The organism is Streptomyces sp. NPDC098101, from assembly GCF_044760185.1.
Taxonomy (GTDB): Bacteria; Actinomycetota; Actinomycetes; order Streptomycetales; family Streptomycetaceae; genus Streptomyces.
Genome location: NZ_JBIWAS010000001.1, coordinates 1,038,385 through 1,053,696, shown reverse-complemented (window position 1 = coordinate 1,053,696; position 15,312 = coordinate 1,038,385). Strand labels below are relative to the sequence as shown.

Here is a 15,312-nt window from a genome sequence, read left to right as displayed (position 1 = left end):
TACTCGGACGTTTCAAAGGGTTGACACCGACGGAACGTACGTTTCACCATCGTGGAAGTCAATGCATATAAGTGAAATGCAGAGGGGTCGCGATGCGGACCATCGGTCTGGAAGAACACTTCGTCACACCGGAGCTGGAGAAGTACGGGGCCTCGGCGGCCGCGATCCTCCAGCCGGACAAGTGGCGCGAGGCGTCCCGGCGGCTCCTGGACATCACCGGCGAGCGGCTGGCCGAGATGGACGCGGCGGGTCTGGACGTGCAGGTGCTGTCCCTCAACTCCCCCGGCATCCAGGCCGAGAAGGACGCGGCCACCGCGGTCGCGCAGGCCGCCGCCGTGAACGACCTCCTCGCCGGCGTGATCACCGACCGTCCCGACCGCTTCGCCGGTTTCGCCGCCCTCCCGCTGCAGGACCCGAAGGCCGCCGCCGACGAGCTGGAGCGCGCCGTCTCCGAGCTGGGCATGTGCGGCGCCCTGGTGAACGCGCACACCCAGGGCCGCTACCTCGACGACCCTGAGCTGCGGATCGTGTGGGAGCGCGCCGCCGGCCTGGACGTGCCGCTCTATCTGCACCCGGCCAACGGCGTCGACGTCCCGCACGTCATCAAGGGGCACCCGGAGCTCATCGGCCCGATGTGGAGCTGGGGCTCGGAGACGGCCACCCACTTCCTGCGGTGCGTGTTCGGCGGCGTCTTCGACGACTTCCCCGACGCCAAGATGCTGCTCGGCCACATGGGCGAGGGCCTGCCCTACGTCCTGTGGCGGATGGACTCCCGCTGGGACTACCACAACCACCAGGGCGTCGAGCTGGCCCGGGGCAACCCCTCGGAGTACATCCGGCACAACCTCTACATCACGACCAGCGGCGTGTGCTCGGCCCCGCCCCTGCTGTGCTCGCTGCTGGCCCTGGGGTCGGACCACATCCTCTTCGGCACCGACTACCCCTTCGAGGAGATGGCGGTGGCCACCGAGTTCCTGCGGACGGCCCCGATCAGCGAGGCCGACCGGGAGAAGATCGCCCACGGCAACGCCGAGCGGCTCCTCGGCCTCTGAAGGCCGGTTCGTACCACTCCCCCTTCCCGCTCTTCCTCCCTTTTCCCCTCAGCAAGGAGTCGCCGACATGACCCGAGAGAACACCGCACGGCACTGGATCGACGGCGAGTGGGTCGGTTCCGCCAGGATCTCCGAGAGCATCAACCCGGCCACGGGCGAAGTGATCGGCACGTACGCGGACGCCGACGCGGAGGTGGGGCGGCAGGCCGTCGACGCGGCCCGGCGCGCGTTCGAGGAGGGCGACTGGCGTCTCGACCCGATGCTGCGGTCCACCGCCCTCAGTCACCTCGCCGACGCGTACGCCGCGCGCATGGACGAGGTGATCGACACGCTGTGTCTGGAGAACGGCAAGCTCCGCCGCGAAGCGGGATTCGAGACGCACTTCATCCTGCGCGCGCTGCGCTTCGCGGCGGGACTCGCCGTCCAGCCGCACGGCCGGGTCACCGACACCCAGCCGGGCCGCCAGTCCATGTCGATCCGGCAGCCCGTCGGCGTCGCCGGCATCGTCGTGCCCTGGAACTCGCCCGCCTACCTGTGCATCCGCGCGCTGGCCCCGGCCCTCGCCGCGGGCTGTACGGCCGTGGTGAAGATGCCGGGGCAGGCGGCCCGCACGGCCGCGCTCATGAGCGAGATCCTCGCCTCCGTGCCCGAACTGCCGAACGGCGCGGTGAACGTCGTCGTCGAGTCCGGCTCCGACGTCGCCCGTCTCCTGGTCGAGTCACCGCAGGTGCCCGTCATCAGCTTCACCGGCAGCACCGCCACCGGCCGGCTCATCGCCCAGGGCGCCGCGGCCCGCTTCAAGCGGGTGGGCCTCGAACTGGGCGGCAAGACCCCGCACCTGGTCTTCGCCGACGCCGACATCGAGGCCGCGCTGGCCACGGCCGTCGCGTCGTGCACCGTCTTCGCCGGGCAGTTCTGCATGACGGGCAGCCGGGTCCTGGTCCAGCGGGAGATCGCCGACGAGTTCACCGCCGCCCTCGCCCAGCGCCTGGAGAGCGTGCGTCCGGGTCCGGCCGCCGATCCCGAGAGCCAGATCGGCCCCCTGATCGACAAGGCGGCGGTCGCCCGCGTCGACGCCGCCGTCGAGGCGGCCGTCGCGGCCGGCGCCAAGCCGATCGTCCGCGGCGGTCCGAGCACCCGCCCCGAGCTGGCCGGCGGCGCCTTCTACCACCCGACCCTGCTCGCGGTCACCGACTCCTCGCTCCCCATCGTCCAGGAGGAGACCTTCGGCCCGGTGCAGACCGTCCAGGTCTTCGACACCGAGGAGGAGGCGATCGCCCTCGCCAACGACACCGAGTACGGCCTGAGCGCCTGCGTCTGGAGCCGGGACGCGGACCGTCCGATGCGGGTCGCGCGGCAGCTCGACGCCGGGCTGATCTCCCTCAACAGCTGGGCGAACCTCACGGTCGAGTTCGAGGAGGGCGGCTACAAGTCCAGCGGCGTGGGCCGGCTCGGCGGCCTGGCGTCCGTGGAGGACTTCCTGGAGCACAAGCAGATCACCCAGGACTACGCGCCGCGGCACCACTGACGGGCGCCTCGCCGAAGGAGGGGTGGGCCCGCCCGGCCCGCCCGGCCCACTCCGTCCTGCCGGACGCCCGTCACCGGTCGGACCGTCGCGACCGACGGCGGCCCCGTGCCGGCTTCGGTCCCCTGGTCCACACCGGCCGGGAGGGTACCGAACCGGCTTCCGGCGGAACTCCGAAACCCTTGCTGTTATTACATATAGCGCCTAGGCTCGCAGAGCCCTGACGGCGCCCGGAACACGGTCTCCGAACCCATGGATCCGGGGCGGTCGGCTCGATTCGTGAGCCACGCGCTGTCGTTCGCCGCAGGACGCCCCCCATCCGCGCGGAACGCTGGAACCCACTCCTGGCAGGAGGCCACAGATGGCCAAACAGCGCGACCTTCTGACCTTCGAGGTCGACGGACACAAGATCACGGCACTTGCCGCGGGGCCCGCCGAACCCACCGGCAAACCCCTGATCGCCGCCCTCCACGGCGGCACGTACACGGCGCGGTACTTCGACGTCGCGGGCGCCGCCGAGGGGTCCTTCCTGGACGTCGCCGTCGCACACGGCTATCCGGTGGTGGCCTTCGACCGTCCCGGTTACGGCGGCAGCACCGTGCTGGAACCGGACGCCAACACCTTCGCCCGGCACGCGGAGCTGCTCGACGGCGCCTTGGCGCAGGCCGTCGAACGCCTGGGAGCGGACGGCGTGTTCCTCGTCGGCCACTCGATCGGCGGCATGATCGCCCTGATGATCGCCGCCTCCGAGCCGGACATACCCCTGATCGGCGTCTCGGCGACCGGCATGGGCGCCGTCATCCCGAGCGGCGGAGCGGCCGAGGCCCTCGGCTCCCTCCCGGCGGACGCGACCGTGGACCTGCCCTACGAGGAGCGGGACAAGGTGATGTTCGGTCCCGCCCACACCTTCCGGACGGAGGGGCTGCGCCAGGCACACGGCTCGTACGCGCCGGTTCCCGTAAGGGAGTTGGTCCAGGCGCCGCGGTGGCCGAGGGAGCACCTGCCCGCGCTCGCCCCCAAGGTCCGCGTCCCCGTGCACAACGCGCTCGCCGAGTTCGACGCCCTGTGGAGCAGCGGCGCGGAGAACGTCGCCGCGTTCGCCGCCCTGTTCACCTCGGCGCCGTTCGTGGACGCGAGCGTCGCCCGCGGGACGGGGCACTGCATCGACCACCACACGCTCGGTTTCGCCACGCACCTGCGGCAGCTCGCGTTCGCCGAGGAGTGTGCGCACTGGGCACGGCAGAAGGCCGAGAACGAGAACTGATGCCCTCCGCCGACAACAAGCACCTCCCGCGGCACGTACGGGTCCTCGTCGCCGGCGGCGGACCGGTCGGCCTGGCCGCCGCCGTCGAGCTGTCCCGGCGCGGCGTCGACTGCCTGGTCGTCGAGCCGCGCGCCACCGTGTCCCGCGCACGGCCCCGCTGCAAGACCCTCAACGTGCGCACGATGGAGCACCTGCGCCGCTGGGGCCTGGCCGGGCGGCTGCGCGAGCGCGCCCCGCTACCCGCCTCCTGGTCCCAGGACGTGGTGTTCTGCACCTCGCTGACGGGCCGGGAACTGTCCCGCTTCACCGGCGTCCTGGGGCTGGTCCCGGAGGGCGACCGCTTCCCGGAGACCGGCCAGCAGGCACCGCAGTACGTCCTGGAGGAGGTGCTGCGCGAGGCGGTCGAGGAGCTGGCCCCGGGACGGCTCGTCCTCGGCTCGAAGGTCGTCGGCACGAGCCAGGACGACGACCTGGTGACCGTGACCGTCGAGGACGGCGCCGGCGGGCGCACCGTCGTCACCGCCGACTACGTGATCGGCTGCGACGGTCCGCGCAGCGTCGTACGGGACGGGATCGGCGCCCGTTACGTGGGCGGTGAGGCCCTGCGCCCGAACTTCGGCATGGTCTTCCGGAGCCCCGGCCTGGAGAAGCACGTGGCACACGGGCCGGCGGTGCAGTACTGGGTCGTCAACGCGACGGCCCCGGCGCTGGTCGGACCGCTGGACCGGGCGGACACCTGGTGGGCGATCGCCTTCGGCGTCGACCGGGCGACCGGGGAGCGCGAGGCGCGGCGGATCATCGACGCCGTGGCGGGCCGCCCGGTGGAGGCCGAGGTGCTGTCCACCGACCCGTGGACCGCGCGGATGCAGATCGTCGACCACATGCGCCACGGCCGGATCTTCCTCGCCGGTGACGCCGCGCACCTCAACCCGCCGTTCGGCGGCCACGGGCTCAACACCGGCATCGGGGACGCGGTCGACCTGGGCTGGAAGCTCGCGGCCGTGCTCGCCGGCTGGGGCGGGCCGGACCTGCTCGACAGCTACGAGCGCGAGCGCCGCCCGGTGCAGGAACGCGTCATCCGCGAGGCGACCGCCAACATGCGGGTGCTCTCCACCGAGTTGCTCGCCGACGGCCTCGACGCGGACGACGAGGCGGGCGCCCGGGCCCGGCGGGCCGCGGGCGCGCGGATCCAGGAGACCAAGAAGGCGGAGTTCCACTCCCTCGACCTGGTCCTCGGCCTCCGTATCACCGGCTCGCCGGTCCTCGCCGCCGGACCGGAGGGACGCGAGGGCTCCGCGTGGACCGGGGCCCGGCTCCCCCACCTGTTCCTGGAGGGCGGCCGCTCCCTGTACGACCTGCTCGGCGACGGCCTGACGCTGCTCGCCCTCGGGCAGGACGCGTCGGTGACGGCCGTCGAGGAGGCCGCGCGCCTGCGGGGCGTCCCGCTCGCCGTGGTCCGTCTGCCGGAGCCGGTGGCCGCCGGGTACGCCGAACTGCTGGGCGCCCGCCTCGTCCTGGTCCGCCCGGACCAGGTGGTGGCCTGGCTCGGGGACGAGGCCCCCGAGGATCCCCTCGCCCTCGTCGACACCCTGAGCGGCGGCGCCCGCCGGGACGAGAGGGCGGCGCTCCGCACTTCCTGAGCCTCTCCGCACGCCGTGCGGGAGGAGCTCCCTTCGTTTCCGTCGACGCGAGGGCCGCACGGCCCCGTCGACCGGCGCGTACGCGCGCCGCCCACCAGACCCCGCCCCGGCCGCACCCTGTCCGAGGCACCTGCCTCGCGGCCGGGGCGGACCAGTACCCCGGGGAAGAAGAGGGACCGAGGGTCCGCGCCATCGGCGGCCTCGCCGATGGCGACGGCTCCGGCACGGAGCAACCGGCCGGTCCCGCTTCCCCGCACCGGGAACACGCCCCCTCGGGGAACACCCTCCTCCCGAAAGGAAGGCAGCACGCATGAGCGCTGACCAATGGACCAGACGGCAGATCCTGAACACCGCGGCGGGCACGGCCGCGCTCGCCGGCGCGTCCACGCTGATGGCGCCCGGCACCGCCCAGGCCCACGGCGGCAAGCCCGACCCGCACGGCAGACTGCGGATCATCGCCATCGAGGAAGCCATCATCCTGCCGGGCCTCATCACCCAGGGCACGGCGCTGAACGGCGCGATCCCCTTCAAGCCCGAGGTCACCGCCGAGTGGTTCAAGAGGCTGCCGGACGTCACCCAGTACCGGCTCGCCGACATGGACGCCAACGGCGTCGCCATGCAGGTGCTCTCCCTCACCCCGCCCGGAGTGCAGATGCAGCCCGACGCGGCCGTCGCCGTGCGGGACGCGCAGGTCGCCAACGACGCCCTGGCCGCCGTCGTCGACGCCCACCCCACCCGCTTCGGCGGCCTGGCCGCGCTGCCCCTCCAGGACCCGCGGGCGGCCGTGCGCGAGGCCAGACGTGCCGTACTCGACCTCAAGATGGCCGGGTTCCTGGTCAACGGCCACACCAACGGCCAGTACCTGGACGAGCCGCAGTTCCGGCCGGTGTGGGCCGCGTTGGAGGAACTGGGTGCCGCCCTCTACCTCCACCCCACCCCGGCCCCGGCCGGCGCGTGGGGACTGCTGAAGGACCGTCCCGAGCTGGTCGGCCCCCTCTACAGCTGGGCGGCGGAGACCGGCGGGCACGCCCTCCGGGTCATCCTCGGCGGCGTCTTCGACGACTTCCCCGGGGCCAGGCTCATCGTGGGCCACATGGGCGAGTTCCTGCCGTACCACGCTCCTCGCCTCGACGTGCAGATCAAGAACATCACCACCAAGGTGCCGCTGAAGAGGAAGCCCTCCGAGTACCTCAGGCGGAACATCGCCATCACCACCTCGGGCGTGATGGACGACACCATGCTCCAGGCCGCCATCAAGTCGGTGGGCATCGACAACGTGCTGTTCGCCATCGACTACCCCTTCGAGAAGAGCGAGCAGGCCGTCGGGTTCCTGCGCGGCGCGAACCTGTCCCCCTCCCACCGCCGGAAGATCGCGGGCGGCAACGCCGAGCGCATCCTGAAGCTCTGAGCAGCCCGCCGCCACGCCTCCCCCGCGCCCCGTACCGTGCCCCCACGGTGCGGGGCGTCGTCGGCGGCCGCACCCCCCGCGCCGCCCTTGTCATGCACGCAGTCCACCCCCCAGGGCGTAGTTATAGTTGGTGTCCACCACCGGACGGCCGAAACGAGGAACACACCGTGGCGACACCCCGGGGGGCGGTCCAGCCCATCACGTCGCGGTCCGTGGTGGAGCAGGCCACCGAAGAACTGCGGCGGGCGATCCTGGCCGGCCATCTGGCCCCCGGTACGGAGTACTCGCTGCGCGAGCTGGCCGGGATGCTCGGCATCAGCTTCATCCCCATCCGCGAGGCGCTGCGCAGCCTGGAGAGCGAGGGCCTGGTCATCATGCGGCCGGGCCGCAGCGCCGTCGTCGCCCCGCTCGACCTCGACGACCTGCGCGGCATCTACCGCCTGCGGCGCGCCCTGGAGCCGGAGATCGCCCGGCGTTCGTGCACCCTGCTGACGGACGGGGAGCTGGACCGGCTGGAGTCCCACGCGGCCGACTTCGGCGTCCGGGAGCACGGCATGGCCGACATCTACGACGACCACCACGCCTTCCACCTCGCCCTCCTGGCGCCCGCCGCCACCACGTGGGACATCCGGGTCCTGACCACCCTGTGGCGGGCGGCGGAGCGCTACATCCGCATCGGCTTCGGCCGGCTCGACCCGGACCCCGCCGAGCACGAGCGGCGGGGCAGGGCCCACATGGACCTGGTCGAGGCGTTCCGCACCCGCGACCCGGACACGGTCGGCGCCGCCGTCGAGAAGCACCTCGCCCGCAACGAGAAGATGGCCTTCTCGGCCCTGTCCTGAGCACGGCCGCCCCCTACGGTGTCCGACCCGGATCTTCGGGCGGACACCGTAGGGGGCTTCTCCTCGCGTAAGGCGTGCTCCGCGTCACCGGGCAAGGGGCGTCTCCGTCCCGGAAGGGCCGTCGGCCGGTGCGGGTGCGGACGCACGTCGGCCCGGCCGCAGCAGGCCGATCAGGACCGCGCCCAGGATCGCCGGGACCACGAAGGCGTAGAAGCCGGCCTTGGGCGAACTGATCAGCACGGTGACGGCGGCCAGGTAGCTGGGGCCGACGATGGCGCCGACGCGCCCGACGCCGAGGCTGAAGCCCAGGGCAGTGCCGCGCAGCCGTGCCGGGTGGGCGTGGGCGACGTAGATGTTGACCAGCGCCTGGGTTCCGAGGGCGCCGAAACCGGCGACGGCGGAGACGAGGAGGAGCAGCGGCCGGGGCTGCGGTGTGCTCAGGACGATCATGGCGACGGCGGCGAGGAGGAAACTGACGACCGTGGCGGCCTTCAGCAGCCCGCGGTCCGCGACCAGGGCGGCGCCGAGGGTGCCGATGACGGCGCCCGCGTTGAAGGCGATGGAGAACTCCAGCGAGGAGCCGAGGTCGTACCCGTTGTCGACCATCAGCGTGGGCAGCCAGGTGCTGGCGCCGTAGACGATGACGAGCCCGGCGAACGTGGCCGCCCAGAACAGCAGTGTGGAGCGGCGGTATCGCGGGGCGAGCAACCGGCGCAGGCGGTTGGGGGACTCGTCCGGCTCTGCTTCGGCGGTCTCCGTCCCGGCCTCCGGCAGGGTCTGTGCCGGGTGGTCCCGCACCACGGCGGGCACCAGGCGCCACACCACGGGGATCAGCACCAGGGGAACCGCTCCGAAGAGGAAGAGCGTGCGGAAGTCCCACTCGGGCAGCAGGACGCGGCCGACGACGCCGGTGACGATGCCGCCGACGGCCAGTCCCGTCGTGGCGGTGCCCACCTGGAGGGAGTGCCGGGCGGGATCGGCCGCTTCGCTGACGTACGCGGTGACGAGGGGGATCAGGGCGCCGATGCCCATGCCGGTGAGGAAGCGGGTCGCGCCGAAGAGGGCGAGATCGCCGGCCACGGCGCTCAGCAGCATACTCAGGGAGAGCCAGGCCAGGCTGACCGTCATGGGCAGGCGGCGTCCGTAGAGGTCACCGGCCCACCCGGCGGCGACGGAGCCGAGCGGCATACCGAGTGCCGTGAGGCTGCCCAGCAGGCCCAGTGTCGACTTGGTGACGTCCCAGTCGGGGTGGGACAACAGGGAGGGGCCGACCGCGCCCAGGATGAACAGGTCGTACCCCTCTATGCACAGGATGACGAGCCCGAGGGCCACCGCGGGGCCGGGACGGGGCCTGGTCGGGGGTTTGCCGGGGGTGGGGTTCATGTCCGTACTCCTCAGGAGGGACTGCGCGGGTGGAGAGGCCACGGCGACGCCGATGGGGCGTGGCGGAGGGCCGGAAGTGATCGCGGGGCTGTCCGTCGGCGCCCGGGGCCGGGACGGGAGCGCTCGTCGGTGACCGTGGGTTCCCGCCGCGAGCAGGAGGTGCCGCAGGGGGTTTCCGCTCGGAAGGGTCGCCCGTGGGTGCCGGGACGGTGCGGCACGCGGGACGTCGCGTCGCCGGACGTACCGCGGCGTGGACGCGGGAGCGGCGGGGAGTTGTCCCGTCGTGGTCACGCGTAGGGAACTGGGGGTGATGCTGGAGCCCGTCACGGGCGTGTGTCAATGCCCGCGTCGGACCGAACCCGAACCCGTGCCCCGACGGCAGGGGAAGGGATCCCGATTCGGCGCCGGAGGGTTGTTGTTATCACATATAGCGGCTACGGTCGGTCCGTCTTCCCGGCACCGGCCCCTCCGGCCGGGCGCCGCCACCCGAACTGTCCGCCCGCGCCCGCACGACCGGGACGCCACGGCGGCAGTCGCACCTCCCCGGAACACCGTGCCGACGACGGACCGTCGTCGGCCTTCCGCAGGGGCCGGGGCACGAACGCCGCACTTTCCGCACCCGCTCGGCAGAAAGACACAACGATGTGCATCAACCACACGAACCGGCGTGACTTCATCAAGACGGCCACGGCGGCCGGCATCGCCGTCGCGGGGGTGCCGGCGCTGGCCGCGCCCGCCTCCGCACACGCACGGGAACGGACCGTCCGGCTCGAGAAGATCGCGCTGACGAACGTCAGGGTCTTCGACGGCGACCGGGTGACCTCCCCGCTCACCGTGGTCATCGACAACGGACGCATCGGCATCAGCCCCCTCGGCGCACGTCGGATCGACTGCGGGGGCGCGGTGCTGCTTCCGGGACTGACCGACGCGCACCTCCATCTGCGGGACGTCGACACCCTGCACGCACTGGCCGGTTCCGGTGTGACCACCGCCCTCGACATGGCCTCCTTCCCTCCCTCGCTCGTCGACTCGCTGCGCGGACTGCCCGGCCTGACCGACATCCGCAGCGCGGGCGCGCCGGCGGTGGCACCCGGAAGCCCCCAGAGCCGGATCCCGACCTTCCCCGCGGACGCGGTACTGACCGGCCCCGAACAGGCCGGCCCGTTCGTCCGCTCCCGGATCGCCGAGGGCTCGGACTACATCAAGGTCATCATCGACGAGCCGGGGCTCTCGCCGGAGACCCTCAAGGCGGTGACGACGGCCGCGCACTCCGCCGGCAGGCTCGTCATGGCCCACGCGACCACCACCGCCATGGTGGTGAGGGCGCTGGACGCGAAGGTCGACATGATCCACCACGTGCCGATGGACAGCGCGCTGCCGGCGTCGGTGGCCGCGCGGTACGCCTCGTCCGGCACCGCCGCGGTGCCCACCCTGACTATGATGGAGGGCTTCGGGAAGCTCGGGATACCCGGCATGGACTACGCGGCCGCCGAGGGCAGCGTCGCCGCGCTGCGCCGCGCGGGGGCGCGGATCCTGGCGGGCACGGACGCGAACCTCACTCCGGGGATCCCGGTGCAACCGCCGTACGGCACCGGCCTGCACCACGAGCTGGAGCTCCTGGTCCGCGCGGGGCTCACCCACCGGGAGGCCCTGCGGGCCGCGACGAGCCTGCCCGCCCAGGCGTTCGGCCTGCGTGACCGCGGCGCCGTCCGCGTCGGGACCCGCGCCGACCTCGTCCTGATCGACGGCGACCCGCTCGCCGACATCACCGCGACCCGCGCCGTCCGGCGCGTCTGGGTCGGTGGCGCGGAGTACGTCCCCACCACCGCCTGACCCGATCGCCCGCCACCGTGACCGGCGTCGTCTCCCGGTCGGGAAACGACGCCGGGGTCCGGGCACCGCGCGGTGCGTCCCGGGCCCGGTACGCCTTCGCCGTGGAGCACGGCGAAGATCCACGAGCGCCTCCGGGCGCTTCCCGTACACCCACCCGAGGAACGGCGCCATGACCTTCCCAGTTCCGACCCGTCCCGTGCACCGGCCGAGAGGCGTCACCGCCCTGTTCACCGTCCTCACGCTGACCACCGTCACGGTCACGGGCTGCTCGGCGTCGCCCGGGGGCGAGCGGGCCGAGGACGGCACCGTGCGCGTGGCACTCGTCGACGCGGCACCGCCGAGCCTGCCCCTCCTGGCCGAGAGAAACGGCGACTTCGCCGACCAGGGCCTCGACGTGGAGATCTCCTCGCACCCGAGCACGCGCATCGCGTCCTTCGCCGCCTCTCTCGGCTGGGAGTACGACATCGCCTGGGGCACGCCGGCCGACGTCATCGCCTCCGCCTGGCAGGGGCACGACATCACCGTGATCGCCGGCTCCTACACCGACCGCGACGAGAACCAGCAGGGCCAGATCTACGCCGCCGAGTCGGGCGCGGTCGGCTCCGTGACCGATCTGCGGGGGAAGCAGGTGGCGGTGCCCTCCCTGTCGGGCGCGCTGTTCCTGGCGGTGCTGACCTCCCTGAAGAGGGCGGGCGTGGACCCCGAGGACGTGCGTTTCGTCCAGATGCCCTTCTCCAGCATGATCGGCGAACTCGGTTCCGGCGGGGTCGACGCCGTCGCGACCGTCCAGCCGTACATGGGTGCGGTCGAGGCGGCCGGTCACCGTCCGCTCGGGGACCCGTTCCTGTCGATCGACTCCCCCGCGACCGCCGGCGTGTGGATCGCGAAGCGCACGTGGGCGGAGAGGAATCCGCGGAAGATCTCCTCGTTCGTCGCGGCTCTGAACTCCGCCGACCTCTGGGCGTCGTCCCACGAGGAGGACGTACGGACCTTCTTGTCGTCCGCGCTGGAGGTGCCGGGCGAAGGGGCCGCGGCGGCTCCGCTGCCCGACTGGGACACGTCCGTCACGCCGGAGGCACTGGCGCCCTGGATCGAGGCCATGGCGTCGTCGGGACAGGTCCACGGCTCCGTGCCGAAGGCCGAGGACCTGGTGTGGGCTTCCTCGGAGAAGTGACCGCGTGCCGTGCGGGGGTGGGCGTCGGAGCTCCGGCGCCCACCCCCGCACGGCACTCCGCTTCACCGGGTGAGATCGAGTGCGGCGGCGACGATGCTGTCGGTGTCGATGCGGTGGTGGCGGTAGACCTCGTCCAGGGAGCCGGACTGGCCGAAGCGGGTGACGCCCAGCCTGCGGGTCGGCACCCGGTGGATGGTGGACAGGAAGGCCAGCGTGTGCGGGTGCCCGTCCAGGACGGTGACCAGGGGCGTGGCCCGCTCCGCGGGGAAGACCTGGTCCAGGATCCAGTCGGGCGCGTCGTCGTTGCCGGCGCGGGCGTCCAGGGCCTTGTAGAGCAGGCCGGGGCTGGTCACGCAGATCACGTCGGCCGGGACGCCGAGGTTCTGGAGGCGGTCCGCGGCGGCCAGGGCCTCGGTCACCATGGCGCCCATGGCGGCGATGGTGACCTCGGCTCCGTCCTGGCGACGCAAGGGGTAGGCGCCGGCTACGACTTGGCGGCGACGGCGTTCCCGGGCCGCCGGGTCGGCCGGGACCCGGGCCAGGGTCTGGTCGACGGGGCGGGTGGAGAGCCGCAGGTACGCCGAGCCCCCGTCGGGCCTGCCGAGGCGGGACAGGGCGGCGAGCAGCGTCCACTCGGTGTCGAGGGCGAAGGCGGGCTCCCAGGTCGTGCAGCCGGGCTGCTCGATGCCGAGGGACGGTGTGGTGATGGACTGGTGCGCACCGCCCTCGGGCGCCAGGGTGACGCCGGAGGGAGTGCCCACCAGGATCGACTGGCCGCCGGCGTACATGCCGAAGGACCAGGGTTCCAGGGCACGGTTGACGAAGGGGTCGTACACCACGCCGATGGGCAGCAGCGGCTTCCCCCAGCGGCTCCAGGTCGCGCCCAGCTCGCCGAGCAGACCGACGAGGTTGGTCTCGGCGATGCCCAGCTCGATGTGCTGGCCGGTCGGGCGCTCCCGCCAGTGCAGGATGGTCTCCGCGTCGTCGGCGAACCAGTTCACGCGCTCGACGGGCGCCCAGACGCCGACCTTGTTGACCCAGCCGCCCAGGTTGGTCGACGAGCTGACGTCGGGGCTGACCGTGACCACCCGGCGGGCCGCCTCGGGAGCGCTGCGGGTCAGGTCGAGCAGGGTGCGGCCGAGGGCCGCCTGGGTGGTCGCGATCCCCGCCGGGGTGCGGCCGATGTCCGTGGGGATCGCCGGGGGCGCGGTCGCGGCGACGGCGTCCCGGCGCAGCCGTGCCCCGGTCCGCGCGCAGAGGCGGGCCGCCGCCGAGTCCGGGGCGAAGCCCTCCCACGGGTTGTCGAGGTCGGCGCCCACTTGGTCCGCGAGCTGCCGCATCTGATCCTCCGTCAGCAGCGAGGAGTGGTTCTGCGGGTGGCCCTGCGTGGGCAGGCCGTGGCCCTTGACGGTGTACGCGAAGATCACCGTGGGCCGGTGGTCGTCCACCTCGGACAGTGCGGTGTCAAGAGCGGACAGGTCGTGGCCCCCCAGGTTGCGGACCGACTCCATGAGGGTGGCGTCGTCGACCTCCGCGAGCAGTCGGCCGATCTCCTCGGCTTCGGGGCCGGAGCCGGGCAGCCGGTCGCGCAACTCGTCGACGGGACAGCGCAGCAGCCGCTGGTACTCGGGGTTGGACATGTCGTCGAGGCGGGCCCGCAGGGCGGGTCCCCCGGGGCGCGCGAACAGTTCCTCGAGGAGCGTGCCGTACTTGAGGGTGAGCACCTGCCATCCGGCCGCGGCGAACATGCCGTGCAGGCGGCCGGCGGCGATGTTCGGCACGACGCGGTCGAGGGACTGCCGGTTCAGGTCGACGATCCAGACCAGTTCGCCGAGTTCGGCCACCTGCGGGTCGAGGACCGCCTCCCACACCGCGCCCTCGTCCAGCTCCGCGTCTCCCACCAGGGCGTACTGCCGGCCGGCGAAGCCGCCGTCGGATCTCCCGGCCGCGTAGCGGCGTGCCAGGGCGCCCCAGATGGTCGCGGTGGCGCCGATGCCCACCGAACCGGTGGAGTAGTCGACCGGGTCGGGGTCCTTGGAACGGCTCGGGTAGCTCTGGAGGCCGCCGAAGGCGCGCAGGGTGGACAGGTGGGAGGCGTCCAGCTCGCCGAGCAGGTGGTTGACGGCGTGCAGGACCGGCGAGGCGTGCGGCTTGACCGAGACCCTGTCCTCGGGACGCAGGTGACGGAACCACAGGGCCGTCATGATGGACACCATCGAGGCGCAGGACGCCTGGTGGCCGCCGACCTTGAGTCCCGACGGGTTGGGGCGCACGCGGTTGGCGTGGTGCACGATCGCGCTGGACAGCCACAGCACGCGGTCCTGGACCTCGCGCAGCGCGTCGAGGTCGTCGGCCGCGGGCCGCCGGGGGGCTGCTGGTGCGGTGGTCATGGCGAAACGGTCTCCTCGATCGGCACACCCGGCGCGCGGACGCGCGGCCGGATGCGACTTGGGACGTGTCACGGCGGCGCGGAGGGCGCGCCGGACGTACCCCGGGGCACGTCGGGCCGGCTCACGACCGGACACGGTCGGCGGCGCGGTGCCAGGGGCGGGATCGTTGCGTCGAGGAAACCACCAGGTCAGGATGGTGCACAAGAACTCGCAGAGAAATGACGCAGAATGCCCAATCACTCCTCCCCCCAGCCCCGGAAGGTGCGCACCGTGCCCAACTCCGAGCGGATCGACCCCACCGACGCGCGCCTGCTCCTGGCGCTGACGGCTCATCCCCGGGCCACCACGGTGGCGTTGGCCGAGGCGAGCGGGTTGAGCCGCAACACCGTCCAGGCGCGTCTGGCGGCGCTGGACCGCACGGGTGCCGTGGACTCCTTCGAGCGGCGCGTCGATCCGGCGGCCCTCGGCTATCCGCTGACCGCGTTCGTGACGACCCAGGTCGCGCAGCGCAGGCTGGACGAGGTCGGGCACGAACTCGCGGCGATTCCCGAGGTCCTTCAGGTGCACGGGCTGACCGGGGACACCGACCTGCTGGTCCACGTGGTCGCGACCGACGCCGAGGACCTGTACCGCGTGGCGAGCCGGATCCTCGACATCCCCGGAGTGGAACGCACCAGTACGGCACTCGTCATGCGCCAGCTGGTCGACTACCGAATCGCCCCGCTGCTGCGCCGGTCCGCCGCGCGCTGATCGCGGGCGGCGCGGCAAGCCCCGGCGGGGCCGCGAGGTCCTCCGCCGCTC

Annotated in this window: 11 protein-coding genes; 9 read left to right on the top strand and 2 right to left on the bottom strand. The window is 72.8% G+C overall.

Translation table 11 applies throughout. The annotated features are described in order from the left end of the window. Positions 1 to 92 precede the first annotated feature (92 nt). From ACIQVI_RS04240 to ACIQVI_RS04215, 6 genes are all read left to right on the top strand, one after another. Positions 93 to 1,052 carry an amidohydrolase family protein gene (locus ACIQVI_RS04240; protein WP_403590829.1) on the top strand — a complete coding sequence of 320 codons (960 nt, stop codon included), beginning with the start codon at positions 93 to 95 and terminating at the stop codon, positions 1,050 to 1,052. Positions 1,053 to 1,119: 67 nt separating this feature from the next. After that, positions 1,120 to 2,580 carry an aldehyde dehydrogenase family protein gene (locus tag ACIQVI_RS04235; protein ID WP_403590825.1) on the top strand — a complete coding sequence of 487 codons (1,461 nt, stop codon included), beginning with the start codon at positions 1,120 to 1,122 and terminating at the stop codon, positions 2,578 to 2,580. 358 nt (positions 2,581 to 2,938) lie between these two features. After that, positions 2,939 to 3,841, top strand: a complete 903-nt coding sequence (locus ACIQVI_RS04230; RefSeq protein ID WP_403590822.1) for an alpha/beta hydrolase — start codon at positions 2,939 to 2,941, stop codon at positions 3,839 to 3,841. Continuing rightward, on the top strand, positions 3,841 to 5,481 hold the full coding sequence (locus ACIQVI_RS04225) for an FAD-dependent monooxygenase (protein WP_403590820.1): 1,641 nt from the start codon (positions 3,841 to 3,843) through the stop codon (positions 5,479 to 5,481). The genes ACIQVI_RS04230 and ACIQVI_RS04225 overlap by 1 nt, the downstream gene beginning before the upstream one ends. Positions 5,482 to 5,791: 310 nt before the next feature. Continuing rightward, on the top strand, positions 5,792 to 6,889 hold the full coding sequence (locus ACIQVI_RS04220; protein ID WP_403590817.1) for an amidohydrolase family protein: 1,098 nt from the start codon (positions 5,792 to 5,794) through the stop codon (positions 6,887 to 6,889). Positions 6,890 to 7,056: 167 nt separating this feature from the next. Continuing rightward, positions 7,057 to 7,731 carry a GntR family transcriptional regulator gene (locus ACIQVI_RS04215; RefSeq protein WP_403590814.1) on the top strand — a complete coding sequence of 225 codons (675 nt, stop codon included), beginning with the start codon at positions 7,057 to 7,059 and terminating at the stop codon, positions 7,729 to 7,731. 84 nt (positions 7,732 to 7,815) lie between these two features. On the opposite strand, the gene ACIQVI_RS04210 is transcribed toward ACIQVI_RS04215, so the two are convergent. Next, the gene (locus ACIQVI_RS04210; protein WP_403590811.1) at positions 7,816 to 9,114 is read right to left on the bottom strand and encodes an MFS transporter; all 1,299 of its coding nucleotides are present in this window, start codon (positions 9,112 to 9,114) and stop codon (positions 7,816 to 7,818) included. A 642-nt stretch (positions 9,115 to 9,756) separates the two neighbouring features. Between ACIQVI_RS04210 and ACIQVI_RS04205 the strand changes: the two genes are divergently transcribed. Both ACIQVI_RS04205 and ACIQVI_RS04200 read left to right on the top strand, forming a co-directional pair. After that, positions 9,757 to 10,947 (top strand): amidohydrolase family protein, encoded by a 1,191-nt coding sequence (locus ACIQVI_RS04205; protein WP_403590808.1) that lies wholly within the window; start codon positions 9,757 to 9,759, stop codon positions 10,945 to 10,947. 169 nt (positions 10,948 to 11,116) lie between these two features. Then, on the top strand, positions 11,117 to 12,121 hold the full coding sequence (locus ACIQVI_RS04200) for an ABC transporter substrate-binding protein (RefSeq protein WP_403590806.1): 1,005 nt from the start codon (positions 11,117 to 11,119) through the stop codon (positions 12,119 to 12,121). Between the two features lie 62 nt (positions 12,122 to 12,183). Here the strand turns inward: ACIQVI_RS04200 and ACIQVI_RS04195 are convergent, their stop codons facing one another. Next, positions 12,184 to 14,511, bottom strand: a complete 2,328-nt coding sequence (locus ACIQVI_RS04195; protein ID WP_403590803.1) for a transketolase-like TK C-terminal-containing protein — start codon at positions 14,509 to 14,511, stop codon at positions 12,184 to 12,186. Between the two features lie 228 nt (positions 14,512 to 14,739). On the opposite strand from ACIQVI_RS04195, the gene ACIQVI_RS04190 reads away from it, so the two are divergent. Further along, positions 14,740 to 15,261: an Lrp/AsnC family transcriptional regulator gene (locus ACIQVI_RS04190; protein WP_403590800.1), complete on the top strand. Its 522-nt coding sequence runs from the start codon at positions 14,740 to 14,742 to the stop codon at positions 15,259 to 15,261. Positions 15,262 to 15,312 lie beyond the last annotated feature (51 nt).